Source organism: Ruminococcus sp. 8Y-12 (genome assembly GCF_058119865.1).
Genome location: NZ_CM176623.1, coordinates 139334 through 164258 on the forward strand (window position 1 = coordinate 139334; position 24925 = coordinate 164258).

Sequence of the window (24925 nt, forward strand, 5' to 3'; positions counted from 1 at the left end):
ACAATTTCCATTATTGCCTGCTTGGGGCTTTTCACACACTTACTTTGCATTTTCAGACAAAAGACTATTTTTTAATTTTTACCTGTTTTACTTTGCTCCATGTTCCATAATAAGTCTTTCCGCTTACTTTCTGATAAGCACGGATTCTAACGAATGCTTTCCTTCCTGCTTTCAGCCTGCTGATTGTCTGACTTGTAATCTTTCCTTTTTTAACCGTGTATTTCTTAATGTTCTTCCAGGAACCTTTCTTGTAGGAAACCTGAATCTGATATCCGGTTGCTTTGGTAACTTTCTTCCAGCTCAGAGAAGCTTTTCCCTTTGATTTGCTGACAACCTTCTTCCAGCTTACACGTTTCGGAATAACTTTTACTTTATAAGCAGCTGTCTTTCCATTGCAGGATGCAGTAATCGTTACCGTTCCTGCTGTTTTTGCCTTTACTTTACCATTTGCATCCACGGTTGCTATGCTCGTCTTGCTTGATGTATAGGCAACGGCGCCTGACGCGTTAGCCGGAACGATGGAAGCTTTTCTTGTTAATGTCTTGCCAACTTCTAACGTGGCTGTCTTTGTCGTTGCAAACTTCACACCCGCTACAACAGGCGGCTGCGGCTCTGGCTTCGGTTCTGGCTTCGGCTCTGGCTCCGGTTCTGGCTTCGGCTCTGGAGTATCCCCACCGTTTTCTTTTGCTTCCACGGTGATTGCCACCTGAGTCGTCACATCCGGGCGGGCTTTGCTGGATACCGTGATGGTTGCCTTGCCTGCTTTTACTGCGGTTACCACACCGTTTTGCTCCACGGCTGCCACGGACGTATTATCGCTTTCAAATTTAAGATCCTTGCTGTCTGTAGTATCTTCCGGCGTTACGCTGGCTGTAATCGCATAGGTTTCGCCTTCTTTGACTGTCGCTGCCGCTTCTTTTACAGTAATTCCAGTAATCGGATTCTCAACTACTTCTGCAGCCTTGACAGTAACCGGAATCTCAACAGAGAACGCAGTTCCTTTTACGGATGCGGTTACAACTGTATTTCCAGCAGCCACAGGTGTCACAACTCCGTCTGCACTGACGGCTGCCACACTGTTGTCTTTTACCGTGTACTCAATTTCGCCTTCTGCATAGTAAGGTACCGGAGAAGTTTTAATCTGCTTTTCCTCGTTTAACTCTAAGCTAAGTGCAGACGTATAGGAACGGATACCTGTTGCGGCCGTATCTACACCAACGTATTTGCTGTCGTCAAAGTCATACCACAGCACTACATTGTCACTGCCGGAGTCATAAGTTCCGTTATCCAGTTCTTCCTTTGACAAAGCATCAGCGTATACACGGATATTGCGCATACTTAACTGGGACAAGCGGGAAGTCTCGGGACAATAGCCAATACCAAGCGGACAATCTAAATAACTAACTGCCCCAACATTTGCATTTGTAGTCAGCTCGCTTCCTTCCAGATAAACGGAAATATTATTTCCATCATAGATAGCCGCTACATGAAGCCAGGAATTCATCTGCTCAGCAGTAAGAGCTTTCTTTGCAATTTTCCAATCACCGCTCGTATTTTTGATAAAGAAATAAACGCTCTGCTCAGAAATTCGGAATGCAGCACAGTTATCCCCTTTGGAAGCGATCATATTATAGTCAGCGCCGCTATATCCGTAATTATTCGGATTAATTACAGCTTCAATGGTAAAACTATTGCTTCCGCTAATTAAATTATTAAAGGTATCCTCTGCTCCCGGTACATCGCCGTAGCCTTCAAACATTGTACCATTTTCACTCATTACAAGGCTTGCATTTGGCATTTCTTTCATATTGATGTCAAAGTTGCCGGCACTCTTATCCTCAATAACAACGCCGCTGTCTTCCCCTGCCAGCTGCTTCGCCAGCCCGATGGCTTCCAGTACCTTCTGATAGCGCGCTTCTGTCACCTGAGCCTTGGCTGTTTCCGGCAGAATCTCATAAGCCGTCTTGATTTCTTCCAGCTCTGCGGTGTCACTGGTTGTCACATAAATACGGTCTATCATATCAATGACTTCCGCTGCTGCCTGGCTGATAATGTCATCCTCAGATTTTGAAGTAACCGTTCTGTACGGACGGGTTACCTCCATCACATCCTCGTCTGTGCCATAAGGAATCATTGTATACTGATACTCATATTTTTTATTATTTGGAAGCAGGTAGGCTGCCAAAGTATCCGGTCCACAGCTTTTATTTCCAGTTCCCTGTGAGCGATAGTTCACGGTCAAAACAGTGGAATCCAGTTTGGTCAGTTCATACGGATGCTGTGCCTTGGTCAAATCATCTGCGGTAAAGTGCAGGGCGGATGCCTCTACGGTATCTGTTGCGGCAATTGCCATAGCACTGTCAGATTCCGGATTTGTCACAGTAAACCATTTCACTCCTGTCACGGTACCGGTATCCTGTGTATCCAGATACGGATAGAACATTTCATTGACCGTAGTGTTGTAGATACCTACCATTGCAAAATCCTGTCTGTCCCACATAGACTCTACCGGTCCGTTTCCATACCAGGATACATTCTCATATCCTGCCGGAAGTTCCATCACCGTGCCGATGCGGAGATATCTTCCAAGACCCGTCTTGGTAGCGTCAACCGATGCGTCTACCGTAACGGCACCGCTGCCGTCCACCGTATATTTCATCTGCTGTACCAGATTTACTTGATTTCCGGAAGCCAGATCTACTGTGATCACAGTCTGTCCATCCTCATTTTTATCCACTGAGATATCAGAGGCTGAAATCTTTTTATTGACATGCTGCCAGTTGCCGTCATAGTTTCCGTTGTCGTTGTTCACCAGTCCTCTCCAATAGTTTGGCAATGGGCCTGTGGTCAACAGTGTTTCATTCTTGTATACGTAGTTCTCCATCGTTCCGGTTGCTTTATCAATCTGGAAACTGAAATCTTTACCGCTTACCTGGATAGCCTCTTCCCCATCCTCAGAAACCGTAACGTCTGTGGAAACTACTTTTGTAACCTTTTCTACTTCTGCGGGAACCTGGAACTGCTCGTAAGCAACCTCATGTCCTGCTTTTGCCCACAAAGTATCCTTTTTCAGGCGGACAGAAAGATTCAGATAATACTCTGCGCCTGCTTTCTTTTCACTCGGCATAGATTTCAGATAAGGTACGGAAATCGTTCCTCTCTCTCTTCCTGCAATGTCTGTATCGGTTACCACACCGCTGCCGATTTCTTTTCCATCCTCTGTCAGAGTCCAACTTACATCAAATTCATTCAGATTCAGGAAGTTGTTTTCATTGTAAACTTTAATTTTTTCACCCATCAGGTTTGCATCGCTGGCTGTAAACCATACGCTCTGATACTGATATTTTACTTCATACAGCTCCGGCTGCACATCACGGTCAGGGGATACCAGACCATTGACACAGAAGGAATTATCGTTGGGGTTTTCGCCATTATCACCGCCGTAGCAGTAATAGCTTCCTTTTGCCTCCTCCTGATACATATTTTTATATGCGAAGCTTTCTGCATAATAATCATATGCCTGATCGTCAGACTCTCTCAAATCTGCAAAATCAGCCCACAGAACCACATCCTCGGATGTTTCTGAAATTGCCGGTTCCGTGCTGTTCTGTGCATTTAATTCCTCTGCACTCAGTACCTTATTGTAAACACGTCCGATGGAGATTTCACCGTCAAAGGTTCTGCCATTGTCTGCCGTGCATCCCACACCAAGCGCTACGCTGCTTGAAGCAATGGTGGTGTTTCCATTTCCTGTGGCCAATAACTTGCCGTCACAGTAAATCTTAATCTCACCTTTGTTATAAGTAGCCGCCACCTGATGCCAATTTCCAACCCAGTTGGAAGGTGCATTTGCTGTCACAGATCCCCATGCGCCATTATTATAGGCAAAAAATTCAAGCTGTCCGGTACCGTTTGTCTTTAAGGCAATCTGTGTATCGCCCTTTCCTAACATGACTGCGTTGCCGCTGTTTGAATACGGTTTACAGATCACTTCAACCGTAAATGTTTTTCCGGTTCCTGAGAGAACCTCATTATAACTTTCATCGTCAAACAGTGCATATCCATCTGCACTCTGGGTACTCAGCGCAGCTTCTTCCGGAGCCTTATTGATAGTGCTGACGGAAGCTGTTCCTTCGATCTTATTCTTTCTGTCGCTGATCACATAAGCTTTGGGAAGGGTATCAAGACTCAAAAGTCTGGACTGGTCAACCCAATCCCATATAAATCCACCCAGCATATTGTCGGAGGAGCGGATAGCATCCCAGTATTCCTTTAAGTTGCCCACGGCATTTCCCATGGCATGATCATACTCACAGAGGACGTAAGGCATATTGTATCTCGCCATATCCTGCACCGTGCCTACCGTCGGATACATATTACTGCCCATATCGGTTCCATTTGACTTGTTAGAACTTTCATTGTGAACCGGTCTGGTTGAATCATTATTCTTAAAGTACCAGATCAGGTCATAGAACATACCGTTCGCATAGCCGGCGTCACCGCTGTAGTAATTCTCGTTTCCTGTAGACCAGACCACGATCGCCGTACGGTTCTTTAAGCGCTTAAAGGCAGTGACGGTTCTGTCCATGGCTAACTTCTGGAAATTTTTTTGTCCGTTTCCGTTATTCATAATCGCGTGAGACTCCAGATTTGTCTCGCCCATCATGTACAGTCCATATTTATCACACAAGTAGTAAAGATATTCATCGTTGCTGTAGTGTGAAGTACGGATTGCGTTTAAGTTGTACTGTTTCATGATGGTAACGTCCTCTTCCAAGGTTTCCTTGGGGACATGTTTTCCATATATCGGATCCGTGTCATGACGGTTTGTACCCTTTAACAGAAGCTGTTTTCCATTGATCCTGATCGGTTCATATTCCGAATCACTGGTGATGCTGTTGCCCTTTGCATCAACTTCTGATCTGACAAATTCTATTTCACGGAAACCTAACTGCTGAGAAGTGCTTCCCAGGTAAGCGCCTGTATTGGAATCATAAACGGTCAGCACCAGTGTGTACAGGTACGGCGTCTCTGCGGACCACAGCTTGGGAGACTGTACCAGCTTACTGCCCGAAGCCGCAGCTTTTCCGTCTGCTCCGTTTTCTGCTCCTTTGATACTGCCCGGGTCTAATGTAATACCGTCAACGAACACATTTCCCTCTTCGTCGTACAGTTTTGCATCTACCTTATATCCGGATACCTCCTCTGTGGAGGCGTTGGCCATGGTCACATCCAGGCCGAGCATTGCATTTTCATAATTTTCATCCAGGTCTGTCTCTACCTTATAGTCCTGAATGTGCACCAGCGGTGCGGAATACAGATAGACATCCCGGAAGATACCGCCGTCATAGTACATATCCTGGTCTTCCATCCAAGTACCATCGCAGAACTTATGTACTTCGACTGCCAGAAGGTTTTCACCGGTTTCATTCAAATAGTCTGTGATATCAAAGCTGTGCGGGCTGTAGCTGTCTTCACTATACCCCACCTCATGGCCATTCACATATACATAATAGCTGGACTCTACTCCCTGGAAAGAAATATAAATCCTTCCGTCTGCCGCTTTCATATTGTCGCTCACAGTAAAGGTCTTTCTGTAAAGTCCCACCGGATTGTAATTTACCGGCGCGTTGGGAACCGTTACGTTACTGTCATATTTTGTCTGGAACGGCATTGTTACATTGGTATAAATTGAAAAATCAAATCCATAATGTTCCCAGCTTGACGGAAGCTGTAAGTTACTCTTCCAGTCGTCTGTGGAAGGAACATAATCTGTCTTATAGAAATCTTTGTAAGCATCACCCTGAGCCTCTTTCTGATTCTGAAGAACCACCAGCGACCAGTCTGCCGCATCCTCCCCAGTCAGAAATTCCACATAATCAGATGCCTCTTTCTCATAGTCTCTGGCTCCTTTGATGGCCTTGTCCACGCTGTCATATACTACGCTGGTGGTCGCAAAGCTGCTGGCTTCCTCAACATTAATGCCATATACGTCAGCTCCCTTGACGGTGTTTCCATCCACATCCGTATACTGGGTGCCTGTCCACTCCTTATGTGTAAATTTTGTTTTGTTGACATTTTCATCCACTTTTGAATTTAATTTTGGGATGTTTGTATTTGTCCACGGGTCTGCCGCTCTCATGGCATTTGGCTCTACACTTACCGCTTCCTCATTTGCCTGTGGCGCGGCATAAACTGCCGTACTGGCAACCATGGAAAAAGCAAGCGCTAATGATAACACTTTTCTCCACTTCATAAAACAATCTCCTTTTGAAAAATAGCTGCCTGATAGATATACAGCTACGCCCTCGTTTTCAAGAACTTCGTATTCTACGGAACCCTATCCTCCTTTCCCAATCTCCGTTCTATCAGAAGAATACAAAAAAATGAATTTGGCAGAACTTTCCACCTTATTACTTTTAATCCTACCACTAATTTTGTCTAAAAAACATATAAAATTCTTTACTCTTCTATTAAATTTATTACATTCCATAATTTTTATATAGTTTATTGCTGTTTTTCCGTCATTTCGTACTCATTTATCTCCCAAGTTCCGAAGTTTGATATAAACCAAATCACCCGCAACCCCTTCTGTATAAGCCAATCTATGCTCGGTAATTTAACCGGGTACAGCCACATTTCTAAACGAGAAAATTGAAATCATGACAGCGGGGTATTTCCTCACTTAGTGACTACGGCAGCAAAAAAGAATCCTGCGCGCGGGATTCTCCGCCTGCGGCGGGGCTGCCCCGGCAGCCATCTTCCACTCCGCCGCAGTGCGATCCCGCCCGGAGGGCTTTTTATATCATAGGGAATTCCGAAGGACTTTCCTATGATATAAAAAAGAGCCCGGCGGACCGGACTCAATCTTTTCAACATCTCATTATTTAAGGGTAACCTTAGCGCCTTCGCCTTCCAGTTTTGCCTTAATCTCATCAGCCTCTGCCTTAGCAGCTGCCTCTTTGATTACCTTAGGAGCTCCGTCAACTACTTCTTTAGCTTCCTTCAGACCTAAGCCAGTAGCCTCACGAACGATCTTGATAACCTTAACCTTGTTCGGGCCAACCTCTGTCAGCTCTACGTCGAACTCTGTCTTCTCCTCAGCTGCCTCTGCTGCTCCGCCTGCTGCTGCCACAACAACGCCTGCTGCTGCAGATACACCAAATTCTTCTTCACAAGCTTTTACTAACTCGTTTAACTCTAATACAGATAACTCTTTAATCGCTTCGATAAATTCAGCTGTTGTTAATTTTGCCATTTTATTTTCCTCCATTTTTTGTTTTATTTTTGTTTATGATACCTTACGGTATCTAATGGGATCCCATTGAGATCCGGTCAGAATTAAGCCTCTTTGGCTTCTGCGATCTGGCTGATAACACGAGCAAAGTTCGTAATCGGGGACTGGATGCTTCCAAGCAGTTTTCCAAGAAGTTCTTCTCTTGAAGGTACTGCTGCCAGTGCCTGAATGCCCGCCTCATCGTAGTATGCTCCCTCTACAACGCCGGCGATCAGCTTTAAGGTCGGAACCGTCTTTGCATGCTTTGCAAGAATTCTTGCAGGAGCTGTGGCATCGTCCTTAGAGATGGCGATTGCGTTAGGTCCTTCCAGATGTTTGCAGAGCTCTTCACATGGTGTGTCTTTGAATGCAAAGTTCATCATTGTGTTCTTGTACACTTTGTAGTTAACACCGGCTTCTCTCATTTCCTTACGAAGAGCAGTATCCTGTTCTACCGTAATTCCACTGTAAGTAACCAGTACAACTGACTCTGCGTCCTTAATGCCTTCGCTGATCTCTGCCACGATTGGCTGTTTCAGTTCTACTTTTGCCATAAAATGGTGCACCTCCTTTATAGTATGTGTACCGCCAAAAAAGCCTCCCCATCAAAGACGGAGAGGCACAATAAATCATTCTATCGAACGCTTTACTCCTCGGTAGGCGTTTTATCCTTATGCCTTACGGCACCTACTGTCTTCGGCAGTTTCCTGATAGACTATAACACAGTCTGCCGGAAACTGTCAAGTTTTTTTTACTTTATTTCCAGTTTTTAATTCCAAAGTTCATCAGTTTGCGTGTGTCACTCCATCTGGCCTCACTGTCAGGCGCCCCCAGAACAACCGATATATACGTTTTTCCGTTTCTCTTGAGCGCTCCCACAAAGCAGTGACCTGCTTTGGATGTGTACCCGGTCTTGACTCCCATGGCTCCCTTCATACTGCCCAGAAACTGATCTGTAGTCTGTACCGTAAATGTTCTGCCATTAGACACACAGGAAAACTGATAGCTCTTTGTCTTAATGATTTTCCGGAACGTCTTGTTCTTCAGTGCATATCTGGCCATCTTTGCAAGGTCTGCGGCTGTGGTTCCATGGTTTCCCTCGTCCAATCCGCTGGGTGTGACAAAGGTTGTCTTCTTACACCCGATCTCCTTTGCCTTTTTGTTCATCATTTTTGCAAACCGGCTGACTGAACCACCTATGTGCTCCGCCACTGCAGTGGCCACATCGTTGTAGGACGGAAGAAGCATGGCGTACATCAGATCCCCCAGACGGTACTGCTCCCCGGCTGCTGCATAGAGCTTCACCGCCTCCTGGCCGGCGGCATACTGGGAAAAGGTGACCAGATCATCCATATCCCCGTTTTCTAACGCCAGGATGGCTGTCATGATTTTCGTGGTGCTGGCGTTGGCCCTCTTTCGGGATGCCTTTTTCTGGTAAATAATTTTCCCGGTATCGGCATCCACGAGGATAGCGGAGGGCGATGAGAGCTTCAGGGATTTTGAGGTTACCTTTTTTCCTCTGGCATCCAAGAAATACCTGCCAACCCAGGTGCTGGTAACCCTCTCTCCCTTTTCATTGACGTAATAGTCACCCACCCACTGCTTTTTGGCAGCGTAGCTGTTCCACTTAAAGTAGTAATACTTTCCTCTGTATTTTTTCCACTTTTTCTTCAGATAAGTGCCGTCCTGCTTCTGGTAACGAACCCCTTTAGCGTTCGTCACCATCCCTGCCTTTACCTCTCGGATTCCCGAAGGGGCTACGGCAAAGAGCAGCAGAAAGAGCAGTGCCAGAAACAGGCTTTTCTTTGTATTTTCCATCATTTTTATTCCGCGTCTTTGATATTTGCGTGGTATTCCTGCAGGGACTTCACGGGCTGTCCCTCGCCCTTTCTCATGGACTGAATCCCCGCCACCGTTGCCTTGGCCGCCGCCATGGTGGTCATGTAAGGAATCTTGCCCTTGATCGCCGCTTTGCGGATGTAGCTGTCATCCACAGATCCCTTTTTACCGATGGGGGTGTTCAGGATAAGGTCAATCTCTTTGTTGGTAATGGCATCCAGGATATTGGGTCTTCCCTCATTGATCTTGGCGATCTTGACAGCATTCATACCCGCTTCCACGATCCGGTCATAGGTGCTGCCCGTAGCAATGATCTTGAACCCACAGTCATACAAGCCCTTTGCCACCTCGATCAGTTCTCCCTTGTCCCTGTCGCTGACACTGATCAGCACCGTGCCCTCCAGAGGCAGTTTTACCTGTGTAGCCTCCTGTGCTTTGTAGAATGCTTTTCCATAGCTGCTGGACATTCCCAGCACTTCGCCGGTGGAGCGCATCTCCGGCCCCAAAAGGGGATCTACTTCCTGGAACATATTGAACGGGAACACTGCCTCCTTGACGCCATAGTGGGGAATCACCTTATCCTTCAGTTCCGGAACAGGTGAAATTCTTCCGGTCAGTTCTGAAGTCATGATATCCGTTGCCAGCTTCACCATTTTAATGTTGCACACTTTCGAAACCAGGGGTACGGTACGGGATGCTCTGGGATTTGCCTCCAGCACATACACAACGCCGTCCTCGATAGCATACTGCATATTCATCAGACCCACCACATGCATCTCCTGAGCAATCTTCCTGGTGTATTCTTTAATGGTTGCAACCTGTTCCTCTGTCAGATGCTTTGACGGCAGAATACATGCGGAGTCCCCTGAGTGAACACCTGCCAGCTCAATATGCTCCATGACAGCCGGTACGAACACATTTGTACCGTCGCTGATAGCGTCTGCCTCGCACTCTGTGGCATGATGCAGGAAACGGTCAATCAGAATCGGGCGGTCAGGCGTTACTCCTACCGCTGCCTTCATGTAGAAGGTAAGAGCCTCATCATCATGCACCACTTCCATGCCTCTTCCTCCCAGCACATAAGAGGGGCGGACCATAACCGGATATCCGATTTCGTTGGCAATCTTCAAAGCTTCTTCTACATTAACAGCCATACCTGCCTCCGGCATGGGAATCTGCAGCTTGTCCATCATAGCACGGAACAGGTCCCGGTCCTCCGCCATGTCAATGGTCTCAGGTGTGGTTCCCAGGATATTGACTCCGGCTTTCTTTAAATCTGACGCCAGGTTCAGAGGTGTCTGTCCTCCAAACTGCGCAATCACGCCCACTGGTTTTTCCTTTTCGTAGATACTCAGCACATCCTCCAAGGTCAGAGGCTCAAAGTAGAGCTTGTCTGAGGTGTCATAGTCTGTGGAAACTGTCTCCGGATTACAGTTTACAATGATGGTCTCAAATCCCAAGTCTTTGAGCGCCAGCGCTGCGTGTACACAGCAGTAGTCAAACTCGATACCCTGCCCGATCCGGTTGGGACCGCCGCCTAAGATCATAATCTTGGGCTTTTCTGTGCTCACCGGGCTATTATCCTGGATGTGGTAGCTGGAGTAATAGTAGGCCGCATCCTGGGTGCCGCTCACATGAACGCCCTCCCATGCTTCCACGATACCGGCAGCCTTCCTGGCATCCCTGATATCCTCCTCGGGAAGATCCAGAATCTGGCTCAGGTACTTATCGGAAAAGCCATCCCGTTTAGCCTGTTTCAGAACTTCCGGCCTTGGCAGCCTTCCGCTGCCGGCTTTTAAGGATTCCTCCTCCTCCACAAGCTCCTTCATCTGTTGGATAAAATAGTGTTTAATCTTTGTCAGTTCAAACAGCTCATCCACTGTAGCGCCTTTGCGCAGGGCCTCATACATAATAAACTGGCGCTCACTGGTGGGAACCGCCAGCATTTTCAGCAGCTCTTTTTTCGTCTTGCTGCTGAAATCCTTTGCCCCGCCCAGTCCGTATCTGCCGTTTTCCAGGCTGCGAATGGCCTTCTGAAATGCCTCTTTGTAGGTTTTTCCAATACTCATCACCTCGCCCACTGCGCGCATCTGGGTTCCCAGCTTGTCCTGAGCGCCTTTAAACTTCTCAAAGGCCCAGCGCGCAAACTTGATCACCACATAGTCTCCGCCCGGCACATATTTGTCCAGAGTGCCGTACTTCCCGCAGGGAATCTCATCCAGTGTCAGGCCGCTGGCCAGCATGGCAGAAACCAGTGCAATGGGGAACCCTGTCGCCTTAGAAGCCAGTGCAGAGGAACGGGAGGTTCTGGGGTTGATCTCAATGACAATGATGCGGTCGCTCACCGGATCATGGGCAAACTGTACGTTTGTACCACCGATCACCTCAATGGCCTCCACAATCTTGTATGCCTGCTCCTGAAGGCGCTTCTGCACCTCCTCAGAGATGGTGAGCATAGGAGCGGAGCAGAAAGAGTCCCCGGTATGTACACCAAGGGGGTCAATATTCTCAATAAAGCAAACGGTAATCATATTGTTTTTAGAGTCGCGGACTACTTCCAGTTCCAACTCTTCCCAGCCCAATATGGACTCTTCCACCAGTACCTGTCCCACCAGGCTGGCCTGCAGTCCCCTTGCGCAGACCGTCTTTAACTCCTCCACATTGTACACCAGGCCGCCGCCTGCGCCGCCCATGGTGTAGGCAGGGCGCAGCACTACAGGATATCCCAGCTTGTCCGCAATGGCAAGGGCCTCCTCCACAGTGTAGGCAACCTCACTGCGGGCCATCTCGATCCCCAGGCTGTTCATCGTTTTCTTAAACTCAATACGGTCCTCGCCGCGCTCAATGGCATCTACCTGCACGCCGATCACCTTTACATCGTATTTTTCCAGCACTCCTGCCGCTGCCAGCTCAGAGCAGAGATTCAGTCCGGACTGTCCGCCAAGGTTTGGCAGAAGGGCATCCGGGCGCTCCTTCTCAATGATCTGGGTCAGTCTCTCCACATTCAAAGGCTCAATGTAAGTCACGTCCGCGGTTTCCGGGTCTGTCATGATGGTCGCCGGATTTGAGTTGACCAGTACAATCTCATATCCCAGATTGCGCAGAGCCTTACAAGCCTGTGTACCGGAATAGTCAAACTCACAGGCCTGTCCGATTATAATAGGGCCGGAGCCTATAATTAATACTTTGTGAATGTCATTTCTCTTCATTTGTCTTCCTCTCTTACTCGTTTTGTTCATAATAGTAAATTTTTTCTAGGACTATTATATCGGACTTGATGGGGGATGTAAAGTAGAATTGAGGGTGGGAGGTGTAAGTTGCGGGGGGACGTTAGGGAGAGAACGGAAAAAGGGGCGGGGAGGAAGCGGAGAGTGCTTAACCGTTTCGTTTGTCATTTCTAAGAGCGCGGGGCCTGCTCGAAACGCAAAAGGCGCTCGGCAACTCGCCAGGAATGCCTGATGCATTCCCGGCTCAGACAATGCCTCGCTTGGGCCCAAGTGCCCACTTTTGCTGACCGCAGTCCCCGCGCTCTAAGAACTGACAAAACTCACTACATGCACTCTCCGCTTCCTCCCCGCCCCTTTCTCCTTCCACTACGGTTCTTGTGAGCTTTTGTATATTACACCTGCCACTGTGGTGGGAGGTGATGTGGTTTTTCTTGAACTGTTAGTAATGCAGTGTATGCGCCCTTTGCGGCAGGGATGTGCGGGAGCCTCCGGCGAACTGGAATTCGTTAATATCCCATTGCTTTCTTGACTTCAATGGTTTTTTCTTGTGATGTAAGCATTTCTAATAAATGAAATGCGACATCAGATGCAGTTTTAGGACATGAAGATGTTATGATATTATCATCAATTACTATCCATTCATCTCCGAGTACAGCTCCAAAATTTTTCAATTCTTCTCTCTTATATCCGCCACGTAAATGATATGTTGTTGCTTTTCTATTTTTTAATATACCACTTTTTGCTAATGGAAAGGCAGCAACACAGACTGATGCAATTGGCTTACGCTGTAAATGAAAAGAACGGATTAAGTTTAATGTTTTTTCATGATACGCTTCCTTATAAAATCCATATTCTTCAAATCCTCCAGGTATAGCCAACGCATCATATTGCTCTACCTCAACATCATCTATCAGAATATCTGCTGTTATGGACACTCCAAATGTACTTACGATAGTACGATTGAATCCACATATGTCAATCAATATATCACAATTAAAATCATTACGTGCCCATCCAATAACGTCCACAAAAGGACTAAATTCCATTGTCTCAAAACCATTTAAACACATTAGTAATATTTTCATTTCCTTACCTCTCCTTAAATTCTAATTTTTCAATCCATGCAACCCTCCAAGAACGGGAAGCTGTCAATCTGTAAACAGGCTAATTTCGGCAAACATCTTATGCAGTCTATGTTCATCAAATGGCAGATATTCTGCTATGGTAAAGCCCACCACTTCTGACTCTGCTGTGATCATTTTTAAAAGTTGACTCATCTTTTCCATTGTCATCCGACCGCCGCCAGAACCGTCGCCAGCCAATTCCGGGTTGGCAAAATACGTTGAATGAAAGAAATGCTCATCCAAAACATCAATATCAAAATGAACCATTATAGATTTAAATCGGCTCATAAATGTTTTAATTTCTTCATCAGACACAAACGCCCCATCCTGTACCTTATATTTCACACCAACTTGATTCAGGAATTCCTCCTGATAATCATGCAAGGGCTGCAAGCCAACATACAGGATTTCATCTGACTTGAACTTCGCATTTTTCATCTGCTGTGAAAGCTGCTTCGCCCCTGCCCCCAAGAGCGATCCGAGCACCATGGCATGGGCATTGGGATAACTGCCTTTTGTTGTCGAGACATCCGGGTGTGCATCAATCCAGATGATTCCCGCAAGCACCTCACTCTCCGCGAAAATTCCGTTTTTAACAGCCTTTTCTTCCCCGTTTGGAGGAGTGACCGATACTTTTATAAGCGGCTGATTTTTATTCTCCGGCAATATATACTGCAGAAGATTTGCTCCAAAATAATATGTCTCAAGACCTCCACTAACATAATCAGGATATAGTAATCTGATAGTTTTCATATGCTTTCATCCTCCTGCTAACGAAGCGCTTAAAGCTTATCCGATAAACGAACCTGATTTTGCAGCACATCCTCACGTAAAATATTTAACATTTTATCAGGTTCTTCAAAACAAGGACTGTGTGCAGAATTATAAAAGGTGTAAAATCCTTTGATGGGAGCATTGAGCACCTTTGCATAATCTTTGGCAACTGCATAAGATACCTGATAGTCGTACCTGCCCTGAAAGATATACACAGGAACCTGCAAATCAGGTACATGTTCTATCAAATCCGTGTAAAGTACAGTATCCCAAAGATATTTTAAAGAAAAACTATTTCCCAGAGGGAATTTGAATTTTTCAATCAAAGTATACCCCTTATATCCAAGCACAATTGAGACACAGTCTAACATAGAGGTCATATTGTGCATAACGCCGATACCAAGCTTATTCATGCCTGTACTCCGCACGCTGAGGTACTTAAAGTTAATTGGGTACCCCTTATCAATGGGGTATTTTTCCAATCTGCGAATCATCTTTGTATCGTTTCTTTTCGCAAATTCCTCCAGCATATATGTATAAGCCAAACGTTCCGATCTTTCCTGTTGCGCCACCTGCCCAATACCGATGAAAGCATGGAAAAGCTCTGGATGCCGCTGCACAACTAGGACCCCCAGCAAAGAACCCCATGAATGTCCCATGACATAGATTTTATCTTTACCAAAACGATTGCGTAAATAATGCGTTACCCTAATTGTATCAGAAATCATTTGTTCAATTGTCATTTCCTGCGGTGTAATCTTATGGCTATAAGATATTCCACTCCCTCGTTGTTCCCACCAACAAACAGTAAATAACTTTTCTAATCCCGTTGGGTATTTCTGGGTAAAAGCAATTTCAGGGGAACCCGCTCCGCCATGCAAAAACAATAGTATAGGGTTCTCTATATTTTCACTCTGCAAAAACATGCCCTGCTTTACCCCATTAATTTTCACAAAAATTTTTTCATTCATTATTTCATCTGGTATCTTGTGAGGACTCCTATAATCGTGATTCACAAGATGCTTTTTCCTTTCTTTTAGCCGAATATAATTGATACAAACAACTCCTAATTTCACAGCTTTACAAGCTGGAATTCCCTACCCTATTATTTTAAGTGCAATTTCTTTAGCAGCACTACTTGAAATCTGTCCTGCATGTGCACTGTCACTAAGGTATATAGCAATATATCTCCTTTGTTGTTCCTTTTCTGTAAAACCTACAAACCATGCTTCTCCATCAGTACCTGAACCTGTTTTTCCATATATTTTTTGCTCCTCATTATCTTGAATCAGCATGATCTTTTTAAGTATTTCAATACTCTCGCTGCCATAGATACTTTCACACTCAAAGATTTTCGATAAAATCTTTACCTGTTCAAAAGGCGAGATTTTCAACGATGAATTTAACCAGAATCCATTTAATTCTTCGTATGGATTTACATTACTTCCTTCCCATTCTGAAATATCACAGTTGCCATATCCTAATTCCGTGAGCTCTTCTTTGATCTCATCCTCACCTACAGAATCTAGAATCTGGCGAAAATACCATATACAAGATGTTTGGAATGCTGTTTGCAAAGTCAAATTCTCATTCCATTCTGGATTGGGATATTTAGTTCCGTTATAGTTCATAGTGGATGTTTCATCCTTAATAATATTATTGTGTAATCCTACTAGTGTAGATATAATCTTAAAAGTCGAATATGGAGAAACTTTTTGTTCTGCTAACTCTTTATTATATAAAGAATATATGTTTTCTGATGGACTGTACAAAACTGCACATCCATTTATGCCATGAAAAACATTTTTTAAGTCAAGTCTTTCTTCCTTAGTATTTTCAGTTTCATTTTTTTCTGTTTTATTATTTGTTTCTGATTGTTCTAACTGCTTCGGTTTGGCCTGCTCCACTTTCTCTTGTTTAGACGAACACCCAAGTAGTATTATGAAACATACTGCTGATAAACAAAAAATCTTTAAAAATTTTAACATAAGTTCCCCCTGCAACTTTTCAATTTATCAACTACCTTGTGATTTTTAAAATATATTGATATGCAAATTCAATTGCACTACAAGTCAAATTTTCACACAAATGTGGTGGGTCGCTTTCTGAAAAACCTGTAGGACGCAATTTCAAACATCTTAATGAACCAAACTTTTTATCAAAGGCAGACGCGAAATTATAACAAGCAGAAACCGTCTCTTTTTCTTCATTTCCCAACTCATGAAAATAAATTCCTAAAAACATAAGAGAACCTTCAATTAAGCCACACTGCGCCCTATATCCACCTGCACCATGCAATCCAACTGCAGACCAGATGACTTGCGGCTCAACCATAGTTTCAAATAATTCACTTAAGCAAATGATTGCCGTTCTAGCACAGTTCATATCATCGTTCCAGTATAATTCATGTACCCGATTCACTATATAGTCTTTCATTATGCGATACCTCCATGATCTCAGAATTTCCAGCCAGACGAGCTGAAATTTGATGCCCATCATACTCTCTTTAACTGCTTTGCCTCATTTGCAAATAATAGAATACCATATAGACCACAAACTAAAAGTATAATATCTTCATAGGCGTTGAAAATCACTGATTTAATCCCAGTCAATCCCCAAATAGTCAATAAAGCCAAAAGGACCTTATTTTTTCTTTCATAACCTGCATAGACAACTATACTTAGGCTGATTACAGGGCAAAGCAAAAAACTTTTGAATAGGCTCTGTCCCATACCATGCAAAAAAAGCAATGCCGATAAACAGATTTACAATTCCTAACGAAAATTTTGCCGCCCACTTTACTCTTTGCATGTAAGATAACATAATCGCTAACAACATAAATGTAAACAATATTATTTGAATACTCCACGTCTGCTCATTATAATTACCAATAACGTTCCAAAATGCTTGTGCATCCATCACTTTACTTTCCTCACTAAATCCTCATTCCCGAATACCTACACCTGCTCAAGCGGCAGCATAGAGGTTTTCTGTAGGCCAACGCGGCCAACTTAAGTTTCATTGCTTTCTAATTCCAGATCCAGAGATTCAACAAATTCAATTTCTCAAGCCCAGACAACTGTAAATTGGTAACTTGAAAAGCATGTAATAAAAATGTACTATTTATTTTTTCTTTCAATATTGATGGAAGATACAATAGCATAGATAATCATACAAATTACAATCAACATCACTACTGGATACAGCCATTTAAGCGCAAAAAATATTTCTATAGCAAGAAGCAAAAACGCTATTCCTACTAATAGAAAAACAATTGCAGACTGCCTATAATGAGACTTCTTATCCATCGTTTCACGTTCTTTTTCAGAGGCATAGAGATAAGTATTATTAAATAAAAATCCTTTTTCTTTAAATTGAAAATAGCTAATAATAAAGGCAGCCAAGCATGCACTAAGTACAAAAACAAAAATAATCAAATCCCCTATATTCATAAAGTCAATCCGCTCTTCTCATTTTCTCCTGCCCAGTTACCTGGATATTCACAATTTGCCATAATAAATTCATCGACGGTAAAATGTTCCTTTGTACAATGCCAGTTAATGTATGCGCCCTTATGAAAATATTTTTTGATTTCTTTCTCATTTTGTGAAAGCACTACGTTCGCTCTATAACCTGAATCCGTCAAAGCCAAATTGCTTTCACTGCAAACCAAATCAGCAATGCCCAAATTGCAACGATAGGAATAGCGTAATACCATTTCTTTGGCTTTCCTGCTCTCCATACATCCGCGGCCTTGTCTTTACTACTTTGCCAAACCTCTTCTGGTATGAACTTAACCGTCACCCAAACCAGCACAGGTAAAATAATAATATCGTCCAAATATCCCAGCACAGGAACAAAATCAGGTATTAAATCTATCGGTGATAACGCATATCCCACTGTAATTCCCGCAAGAATTTTTGCAATGGTTGGAGTATCGGGATCTTTTAATGCAATAAAAACAACCGGTATATCCGATTTCATTTTCTTGGCACGCTCTTTCAACGTCACAATGCCGCCTCCTGCCTTTTCCACCTGAGGCGATAGACACATCACCTGTTTTATTCATTCTAATATAAACACACGAAAATGTCAAAACGCTGATTTCGTTATCCTCCTAAAGATTTCCCCTCCCCAACCACAAAAAAAGCCGCTGCCCACAACCGATCTCTCAGTCATGGCCCAACGGCTTTCCTCTGCGCAATTCTTACACAAATTTCGCAGTATTCAATTTAATACCAGGTCCCATTGTAGGAGCGACTGTCACGCTCTTTAAATACTGACCTTTTAAGGTGCTCGGTTTTGCTTTTATAATCGCACCCATAAGCGTCTGGAAGTTGTCCGCTAACTGCTCCTCTGAAAAAGAAGCTTTTCCGATTGGCACGTGAATGATATTTGTCTTATCCAATCTGTACTCGATCTTACCAGCCTTGATATCCTGAACTGCTTTTGTTACGTCCATGGTAACGGTTCCGGCTTTGGGGTTTGGCATTAAGCCCTTGGGTCCAAGGACACGTCCCAAACGTCCAACCACACCCATCATGTCCGGTGTAGCAACAACTACGTCGAACTCGAACCAGTTTTCGTTCTGGATCTTCGGTATCAGTTCTTCTGCTCCCACATACTCTGCTCCTGCAGCTTTTGCTTCCTCTGCCTTTGCATTCTTTGCAAATACCAGAACGCGAACTTTTTTACCGGTACCATGTGGTAATACAACAGCTCCACGGATCTGCTGGTCAGCGTGACGTCCGTCACAGCCAGTTCTGATGTGAGCTTCGATTGTCTCGTCAAATTTTGCTACAGCTGTCTTCTTAACAAGAGCCATAGCATCCGCTACGTCGTAAAGGTTTGCACGGTCTACTGCCTTTGCAGCCTCTACATATTTCTTTCCTCTTTTCATATTAAATAACCTCCTGGTGGTGTTTGCGGGAATATCCCTCCCACTTGTTCTTAGTTTACAAATGTACTATCTTTACTCCTCAACCGTAATACCCATACTTCTGGCAGTACCTGCGATCATGCTCATGGCTGCTTCGATGCTGCCCGCATTCAGATCCGGCATCTTCATCTCAGCGATCTCTTTGATCTTGTCCTTGGAGATGGTTGCCACTTTTGTCTTGTTGGGAACTCCGGAACCTGATTTCAGGTTGCATGCTTTCTTTAACAGTACAGCAGCTGGCGGAGTCTTGGTTACAAAACTGAAGCTTCTGTCAGCGTAAACAGTGATCACAACAGGGATGATCAGATCTCCCTTATCAGCTGTTCTTGCGTTAAACTCCTTTGTAAACTGAACAATATTAACACCATGCTGTCCCAGTGCAGGACCAACTGGCGGAGCTGGTGTTGCCTTTCCAGCAGGAATCTGTAATTTAATATAACCTGTTACTTTTTTTGCCATTTTGGCACCTCCTATGTGGTAATGTCGGGGGTTTCCCTCCCACTGACTGGTAAGCCGCGAATTTACTTACCAGGGTTTTCCTGTTACATCTTCTTGATTTCCGTGAAACTGATTTCCACCGGTGTTTCACGGCCAAATAACTCAACATTGATCGTAACGATCTGTTTGCTCTGGTTTATGGACTGGATTACGCCAACCGTATCCTTCCATACACCGCCGATAACCGTGACGGTATCGCCCTCCATGAAGTCCACAACCAACTGTGCGTCATGAATTCCGAGCGGCTTCATCTCTTCTTCGGTAAGTGGCACTGGCTTAGATCCAGGACCAACAAATCCGGTAACACCTCTGGTATTTCGAACGACATACCAAGTGTCATCATTCATAATCATATTCAGAAGTACGTAGCCTGGAAACATTTTCTTTTGAACCTGTTTCTTGGCACCGTTTTTCACTTCCACAACATCCTGCATGGGGACTCTGACCTCCAGGATCTGATCCTCCAGATGTCTGTTCTCAATTGTCTTTTCAATGTTGGCCTTTACCTTGTTCTCATACCCTGAATAGGTATGTACAACATACCAGTTTGCTTCTGACATAAAATCACCCTTGCCCTTACTTGATTAAGAAATCCAAACCGTACTGTACCACAAAATCTACAACCGTAATAATGACTCCAAGTACGACAGAAAGGGCAACGACTGCTGCTGTCTGTTTGCCAAGTGATTTCTTGTCTGGCCAAATGATCTTGTTGAATTCAGCTTTAAGACCGTCAAACCAGCTCTTCTTCGGAGCTTTCTCTGTCTTTGCAGTTTCTCCCATAATTGTCACTTCCTTTTCTACCGACTATTTCGTCTCTTTGTGCATTGTGTGTGATTTACAGAACTTACAGTACTTCTTTGTTTCCATTCTTTCAGGATGGGTTTTCTTATCCTTTGTCATGTTGTAGTTACGTTGTTTACATTCCGTACATGCCAATGTGATTCTTGTGCGCACAACTTCCACCTCGCTCTCATCTTATTTTGTTAACAGCTTGCGTAGGCTGTTGATTTTTAGGCATAAAAAAAAGACCTACTTCCATTCGCCTGTACATCTTATCATATTTTGGGCTTTAAAGTCAAGTCTTTTTTCTGAATCCGAATTGGGTTGCCATCCAGACGTCACCCATCTATATAGTTACTTACAATCCTCTTCCCCGCCGGAGTTGCGGCCAGCCCGCCCTGTCCGGTCTCTTTCAGAGAGACATGCATACGCTCTCCCACCTCTTTCATGGCATCAATCACCTGGTCCGGGGGAATCCGGCTCTCAATTCCCGCCAGGGCCATATCCGCTGCTGCCAGCGCATTCACGGCTCCGATCACATTCCTTTTCACACACGGCACCTCCACAAGGCCTGCCACTGGGTCGCACACCAACCCCAACAGATTTTTAAGAGCCATGGCAGCGGCATGGGCAATCTGACGGTCTGAGCCCCCCTTTAAATGTACCATGGCTCCTGCAGCCATAGCGCTGGCTGAGCCAATCTCCGCCTGGCACCCGCCGGATGCTCCTGAGATGAATGCCCTGGACGCAATCACCTGGCCAATCCCGGCGGACACGTAGAGGGCCTCAATCACCTGCTCCTTCTCTAATTTTTCCCCTCTTGCATAGGGAACCAGCACAGCCGGCAGCACACCGCAGGCTCCCGCCGTGGGGGCTGCTACAATGCGCTTCATACAGGCATTGGACTCTCCCATCTGCAGAGCGCCTGCGATCGCCTGGCCCACAAAGCCGCCCACCAGAGGCTTTTCCTCCCTAATGTACCGCTCCATCTTTCCGCCGTCTCCTCCCGCAAGTCCGCTGTTGGATTTCAGTTTTTCATCGTAGCCGACGCTTGCCAGGAGCATGGCATCCCACATCTGTTCCATTTTCTTAAGGGAATCCTCCCTGAAAGCTGCGCGCTCATTGAGGTCATCCAGCAGAACTGCCTCCCAGAAGGGAATCTTCTGGGAGGCGCATATCTCCAAAATGTCCTCCAGTGCTCTAAATGCCATTTCTGTACCTCCTATACCCGACCGTCCCGTATGGGTTTGCTTTCTATTACAGGAGTTTCCTCTCCCATGGAAATATAAGTGACCTTCTCCACACCTTCCAGACGCTTTAGCCACTTTATGGCCTCCCGGGGTACATCCTGGTCCAGCTCCAGAACCATCACTGCCTTGCCGCCGCGTTTGTCTCTGTACAGAGACATCTTTGCGATATTCACCGACTTGTGGGACAGCATGGAAGTCACTTCCGCCACATGCCCAGGCTGGTCCATGTTGTGAACAATCAGCGTGGGACATTCACAAGTACAGTTTACATCAATTCCATCCAGTTTATTCACCAGAATTCGTCCACCCCCTGTGGAACAGGCCTGCACGTGCAGCTGTCTGCCGTGCGCACCCATCACCTCAATCACGACTGTATTGGGGTGGGCGCCTCTCAGATTTGCCTGTCCAAAGTGAAAGTCCAGACCTTCCTTCCCGGCGACTGTAAAACTTTGCGGAATACGCATATCATCCGGCTGCATTCCCAAGAGCCCGGCTACAACGGCCCGGTCCGTACCGTGCCCTTTCCCGGTGGCATCAAAAGACCCGTACAGGGAGATCTCTGCCTTTACGGGTTTTTCTGCCAGCAGCTTTCTTGTAATGAGTCCAATACGCACTGCTCCGGCTGTGTGGGAACTGGACGGCCCCACCATCACTGGGCCCAGGATATCAAATATACTCATGGCCTCCTCCTCTTTTGGTAAGTCAAACAGACAGTACAGCTAAATCCGGGTTTTCACTTCCAAAATCCTTTTTACAGATTCATCAATGCGCTCCTCTGTGATTCTCCCACTGTTCACACCATCCAGCACCCCCTGGAAGGCTGTCTGAAAATCTTCCGGCATCAGCAGCAGATCGCATCCCGCCTCCAGGGCGCGCACTGCAGCCTCTGCAGACTCATAGCTGCCGGAGATCGCACCCATGTTTAAGGCGTCCGTGATCACAAGGCCCTTAAATCCCAGCTCTCCCCGGAGGATATCAGTCACCACCTTTGCGGAAAGGGAGGATGGCATGTCGTCCCCTGTTACATTGGGCACACAGATATGGCCCACCATCACCATGTCAGCTCCAGCCTCAATTCCTGACTGAAAAGGTACAAAGTCCTGACTCTTCAACTCCTCTTTGGTCTTATTATTATACGCAAACTCCTGATGGCTATCCTCCGTTGTGGAGCCATGTCCTGGAAAATGTTTCAAAACCGTGAGCATCCCCTGGCTTTTAAATCCCTTTACCGCCTCTGCAGTCATCTCTCCCACTGTCTGTGGGTCTGTTCCAAAGGAGCGGTTCCCGATAACGCTGTTTTCTTCACTGGCTGCCACATCTGCGACCGGGGCATAATCTAAATTGAAGCCAAAGTCCTTTAAATAGCCTCCGATGGCTGCGCCCGCTGCGTGCGCCTCTGCCTTGTCACCGGATCTTCCGATTTCTCGCATAGGCCCTGTATTTTCAACGGAAAAGTTTTCATGGTTGGCAATCCTGGCTACCTCTCCGCCCTCCTCATCAATGCTCAAAAAGGCGGGAACCCCTGCCCTGCTGGTACTGATCTGTCTCATGTTAGTGAGCATGGTTCTAAGCTGGTCCTCTGACTCCAGGTTATTCTGAAAATAGACAAGCCCGCCCACCGGGCAGGCATCGTAGGCCTGGGATGTGGACTCCCCAGCGGCTGTCACATCCTCAATCCCTGTCAGGGCCTCCGGAGTAATCACAAACAGCTGCGCCACCTTATCCTCCAGGCTCATATCTGCAAGCAGCTGCCTGGCCTGGGCAGTTCCGGCCAGGTCTGTCTCATCCTCCTGGCCCTGCTTCTCTTTATGTACTGTATCCTCAGACTCTCCCGTCTCTTGCACTGCTGCCTGAGGCTGCTGCAAGGTCTCTACGCTGTCGCTGTTGTCCACCTGAAACCAGAGGACAAGGATCAGCACAAAGACTCCCGCAAAGACCAATGGCAGCAAAAGAGACAGCACCATCTCCAAAATATTTTTTTCGTCTTTCACTCTAACACTCCTATTTTGCCCTTGCTATCACATATCGATACAACACCTGGTACACACTGTCCATATAGTGCAGTCCGTCAACAGTGCCCACTCCTCCCGGCAAATCCTCCACATATCCCTGACTCAGCAGCCAATGGTAGCTGTCTATGTAAGCCAGAGGAAAAGCTGCCCTAAGCTTGTCGTTGAACTCCTCCACTCTCTCATTCTTCTTGGTATCCAGATAGAGTCCGTTGTCACATTCCTCAAAATAAATCTCCTCCACCGGGTTTACTGAGAGAAAATAGAATCTTGCCTTGGGATATGCACTCACCAAATCCTGATAAAGCAGAAGATAACTGTCTACATTTTTCAGATCATTAATTCCAAGACAGAGGATCACTGCAGAGTAGGGATTCTCTTTCAGCTCCTTTTTCAACGACCGCACGGCAGTGCTGGAAAACCACTGGTAGCCCTGCCCCCATTTTGCGATAAAGGTGTCCGTACCGCCCACGGCCTTCTGCAGCCCAACGGTCCTGGAATCTCCCACAAAAATACGCTTTCCGGCAAGCTGGTAGCCCTTTTTACCCACATACTCTGACTTGATCCACTTATTAGTCTGCAAAACTCCCCTCTTACTAAAATAATATCTCTTTGTTCCTATTTTATTCCATCCCTTTAAACAGGCGCCTGTTTTTTTTGAAAAGTAGTATTTTTCCCCATCGACAGTCTGCCAACCCGCCGCAAGCCCGTTTTTACCGTTCAGATAGTATTTGTTTCTTTTATAGGTTTTAAACCCATCAACCCGGTATCCTTTTTTGTTTACAAAGTAAATCTTTCCATTTACTTTCAGCCAGGTATTTTTTGCAAAGGTCTTGGTGGCCGAATAGCGGAACCGGTAACCCTTTGCCTTGCGTACCCATTTTCCAGGCTGCTGGTACTGGGCGGACATTGTCTGAATCAGATTAAAACTCTGCGTGGCCTCTGCTCTTGCTGTCCGGCTCTCCCCTGCCAGCCAAAAGGCCAAAAGGCACACAAATGCCAGAAACGGTATCTTCCATTTTTTCATAGTCAATTCATCCCCTTATTTTTATGTTACTGATTATAACATCGGTTTTCTCTTTTTTCTACCCCTCAAACGCCTCAGGATTTTCACCTTCGGACTTCTCTTTCCAGGAAGAGTATAACAAAATCTCACGGATGATACAATCCAAAAACTGTCTTTACCAGAAACGACCGGGTCATTTT

The 24925-nt window shown here is 45.6% G+C and carries 23 protein-coding genes and 1 other annotated feature; all 23 genes read right to left on the reverse strand.

Annotation, left to right across the window (positions count from 1 at the left end; all coding sequences use genetic code 11):
* Positions 1-64: 64 nt before the first annotated feature.
* The 23 genes from AC0THY_RS00540 to AC0THY_RS00650 all read right to left on the reverse strand — a co-directional run bounded on the left by AC0THY_RS00540 (position 65) and on the right by AC0THY_RS00650 (position 24746).
* A complete protein-coding gene (locus AC0THY_RS00540; RefSeq protein WP_489992527.1) occupies positions 65-6256 on the reverse strand; it encodes a glycoside hydrolase family 2 TIM barrel-domain containing protein in 6192 nt (2063 codons plus the stop codon).
* A 627-nt stretch (positions 6257-6883) separates the two neighbouring features.
* A complete protein-coding gene (gene rplL, locus AC0THY_RS00545; RefSeq protein WP_489992528.1) occupies positions 6884-7258 on the reverse strand; it encodes a 50S ribosomal protein L7/L12 in 375 nt (124 codons plus the stop codon).
* A gap of 83 nt (positions 7259-7341) precedes the next feature.
* Positions 7342-7830, reverse strand: a complete 489-nt coding sequence (gene rplJ / locus AC0THY_RS00550) for a 50S ribosomal protein L10 (protein ID WP_489992529.1) — start codon at positions 7828-7830, stop codon at positions 7342-7344.
* Between the two features lie 27 nt (positions 7831-7857).
* Positions 7858-7994: a sequence feature (ribosomal protein L10 leader region), on the reverse strand.
* A 38-nt stretch (positions 7995-8032) separates the two neighbouring features.
* A complete protein-coding gene (locus tag AC0THY_RS00555) occupies positions 8033-9097 on the reverse strand; it encodes a D-alanyl-D-alanine carboxypeptidase (protein WP_489992530.1) in 1065 nt (354 codons plus the stop codon).
* Positions 9098-9099: 2 nt separating this feature from the next.
* On the reverse strand, positions 9100-12324 hold the full coding sequence (carB, locus tag AC0THY_RS00560) for a carbamoyl-phosphate synthase large subunit (protein WP_489992531.1): 3225 nt from the start codon (positions 12322-12324) through the stop codon (positions 9100-9102).
* 524 nt (positions 12325-12848) lie between these two features.
* Positions 12849-13427, reverse strand: coding sequence for a DJ-1/PfpI family protein (locus tag AC0THY_RS00565; RefSeq protein WP_489992532.1), 579 nt, complete (start codon positions 13425-13427; stop codon positions 12849-12851).
* Positions 13428-13490: 63 nt separating this feature from the next.
* Positions 13491-14219, reverse strand: coding sequence for an arginase family protein (locus tag AC0THY_RS00570; protein ID WP_489992533.1), 729 nt, complete (start codon positions 14217-14219; stop codon positions 13491-13493).
* Positions 14220-14248: 29 nt separating this feature from the next.
* Positions 14249-15211, reverse strand: coding sequence for an alpha/beta fold hydrolase (locus AC0THY_RS00575; protein ID WP_489992534.1), 963 nt, complete (start codon positions 15209-15211; stop codon positions 14249-14251).
* A gap of 126 nt (positions 15212-15337) precedes the next feature.
* Entirely contained in the window at positions 15338-16228 is an 891-nt protein-coding gene (locus tag AC0THY_RS00580; RefSeq protein ID WP_489992535.1) for a penicillin-binding transpeptidase domain-containing protein, read from the reverse strand.
* Positions 16229-16259: 31 nt separating this feature from the next.
* On the reverse strand, positions 16260-16676 hold the full coding sequence (locus tag AC0THY_RS00585; RefSeq protein ID WP_489992536.1) for a C-GCAxxG-C-C family (seleno)protein: 417 nt from the start codon (positions 16674-16676) through the stop codon (positions 16260-16262).
* Positions 16677-16735: 59 nt separating this feature from the next.
* Positions 16736-16972 carry a DUF6064 family protein gene (locus AC0THY_RS00590; RefSeq protein ID WP_489992537.1) on the reverse strand — a complete coding sequence of 79 codons (237 nt, stop codon included), beginning with the start codon at positions 16970-16972 and terminating at the stop codon, positions 16736-16738.
* Positions 16896-17159: a DUF6064 family protein gene (locus AC0THY_RS00595; RefSeq protein ID WP_489992538.1), complete on the reverse strand. Its 264-nt coding sequence runs from the start codon at positions 17157-17159 to the stop codon at positions 16896-16898. Before AC0THY_RS00595 ends, AC0THY_RS00590 begins: the two co-directional genes overlap by 77 nt.
* A gap of 200 nt (positions 17160-17359) precedes the next feature.
* Positions 17360-17692, reverse strand: coding sequence for a DUF3784 domain-containing protein (locus tag AC0THY_RS00600; RefSeq protein ID WP_489992539.1), 333 nt, complete (start codon positions 17690-17692; stop codon positions 17360-17362).
* 190 nt (positions 17693-17882) lie between these two features.
* On the reverse strand, positions 17883-18251 hold the full coding sequence (locus AC0THY_RS00605; RefSeq protein WP_489992540.1) for a YkvA family protein: 369 nt from the start codon (positions 18249-18251) through the stop codon (positions 17883-17885).
* A 196-nt stretch (positions 18252-18447) separates the two neighbouring features.
* Complete coding sequence (gene rplA, locus AC0THY_RS00610) at positions 18448-19140, reverse strand: 50S ribosomal protein L1 (RefSeq protein WP_489992541.1); 693 nt, start codon at positions 19138-19140, stop codon at positions 18448-18450.
* A 72-nt stretch (positions 19141-19212) separates the two neighbouring features.
* Positions 19213-19638, reverse strand: a complete 426-nt coding sequence (rplK, locus tag AC0THY_RS00615; RefSeq protein ID WP_489992542.1) for a 50S ribosomal protein L11 — start codon at positions 19636-19638, stop codon at positions 19213-19215.
* 83 nt (positions 19639-19721) lie between these two features.
* Positions 19722-20237 carry a transcription termination/antitermination protein NusG gene (gene nusG / locus AC0THY_RS00620; protein ID WP_489992543.1) on the reverse strand — a complete coding sequence of 172 codons (516 nt, stop codon included), beginning with the start codon at positions 20235-20237 and terminating at the stop codon, positions 19722-19724.
* Between the two features lie 16 nt (positions 20238-20253).
* On the reverse strand, positions 20254-20460 hold the full coding sequence (secE, locus tag AC0THY_RS00625; RefSeq protein WP_489992544.1) for a preprotein translocase subunit SecE: 207 nt from the start codon (positions 20458-20460) through the stop codon (positions 20254-20256).
* A 24-nt stretch (positions 20461-20484) separates the two neighbouring features.
* A complete protein-coding gene (rpmG, locus tag AC0THY_RS00630; RefSeq protein ID WP_489992545.1) occupies positions 20485-20634 on the reverse strand; it encodes a 50S ribosomal protein L33 in 150 nt (49 codons plus the stop codon).
* 164 nt (positions 20635-20798) lie between these two features.
* Complete coding sequence (gene sdaAA, locus AC0THY_RS00635) at positions 20799-21671, reverse strand: L-serine ammonia-lyase, iron-sulfur-dependent, subunit alpha (protein ID WP_489992546.1); 873 nt, start codon at positions 21669-21671, stop codon at positions 20799-20801.
* Between the two features lie 11 nt (positions 21672-21682).
* A complete protein-coding gene (sdaAB, locus tag AC0THY_RS00640) occupies positions 21683-22390 on the reverse strand; it encodes an L-serine ammonia-lyase, iron-sulfur-dependent subunit beta (RefSeq protein ID WP_489992547.1) in 708 nt (235 codons plus the stop codon).
* A 39-nt stretch (positions 22391-22429) separates the two neighbouring features.
* Positions 22430-23701: a glycoside hydrolase family 3 protein gene (locus AC0THY_RS00645; RefSeq protein ID WP_489992548.1), complete on the reverse strand. Its 1272-nt coding sequence runs from the start codon at positions 23699-23701 to the stop codon at positions 22430-22432.
* A 10-nt stretch (positions 23702-23711) separates the two neighbouring features.
* The gene (locus AC0THY_RS00650) at positions 23712-24746 is read right to left on the reverse strand and encodes an SGNH/GDSL hydrolase family protein (RefSeq protein WP_489992549.1); all 1035 of its coding nucleotides are present in this window, start codon (positions 24744-24746) and stop codon (positions 23712-23714) included.
* Positions 24747-24925: the final 179 nt, after the last annotated feature.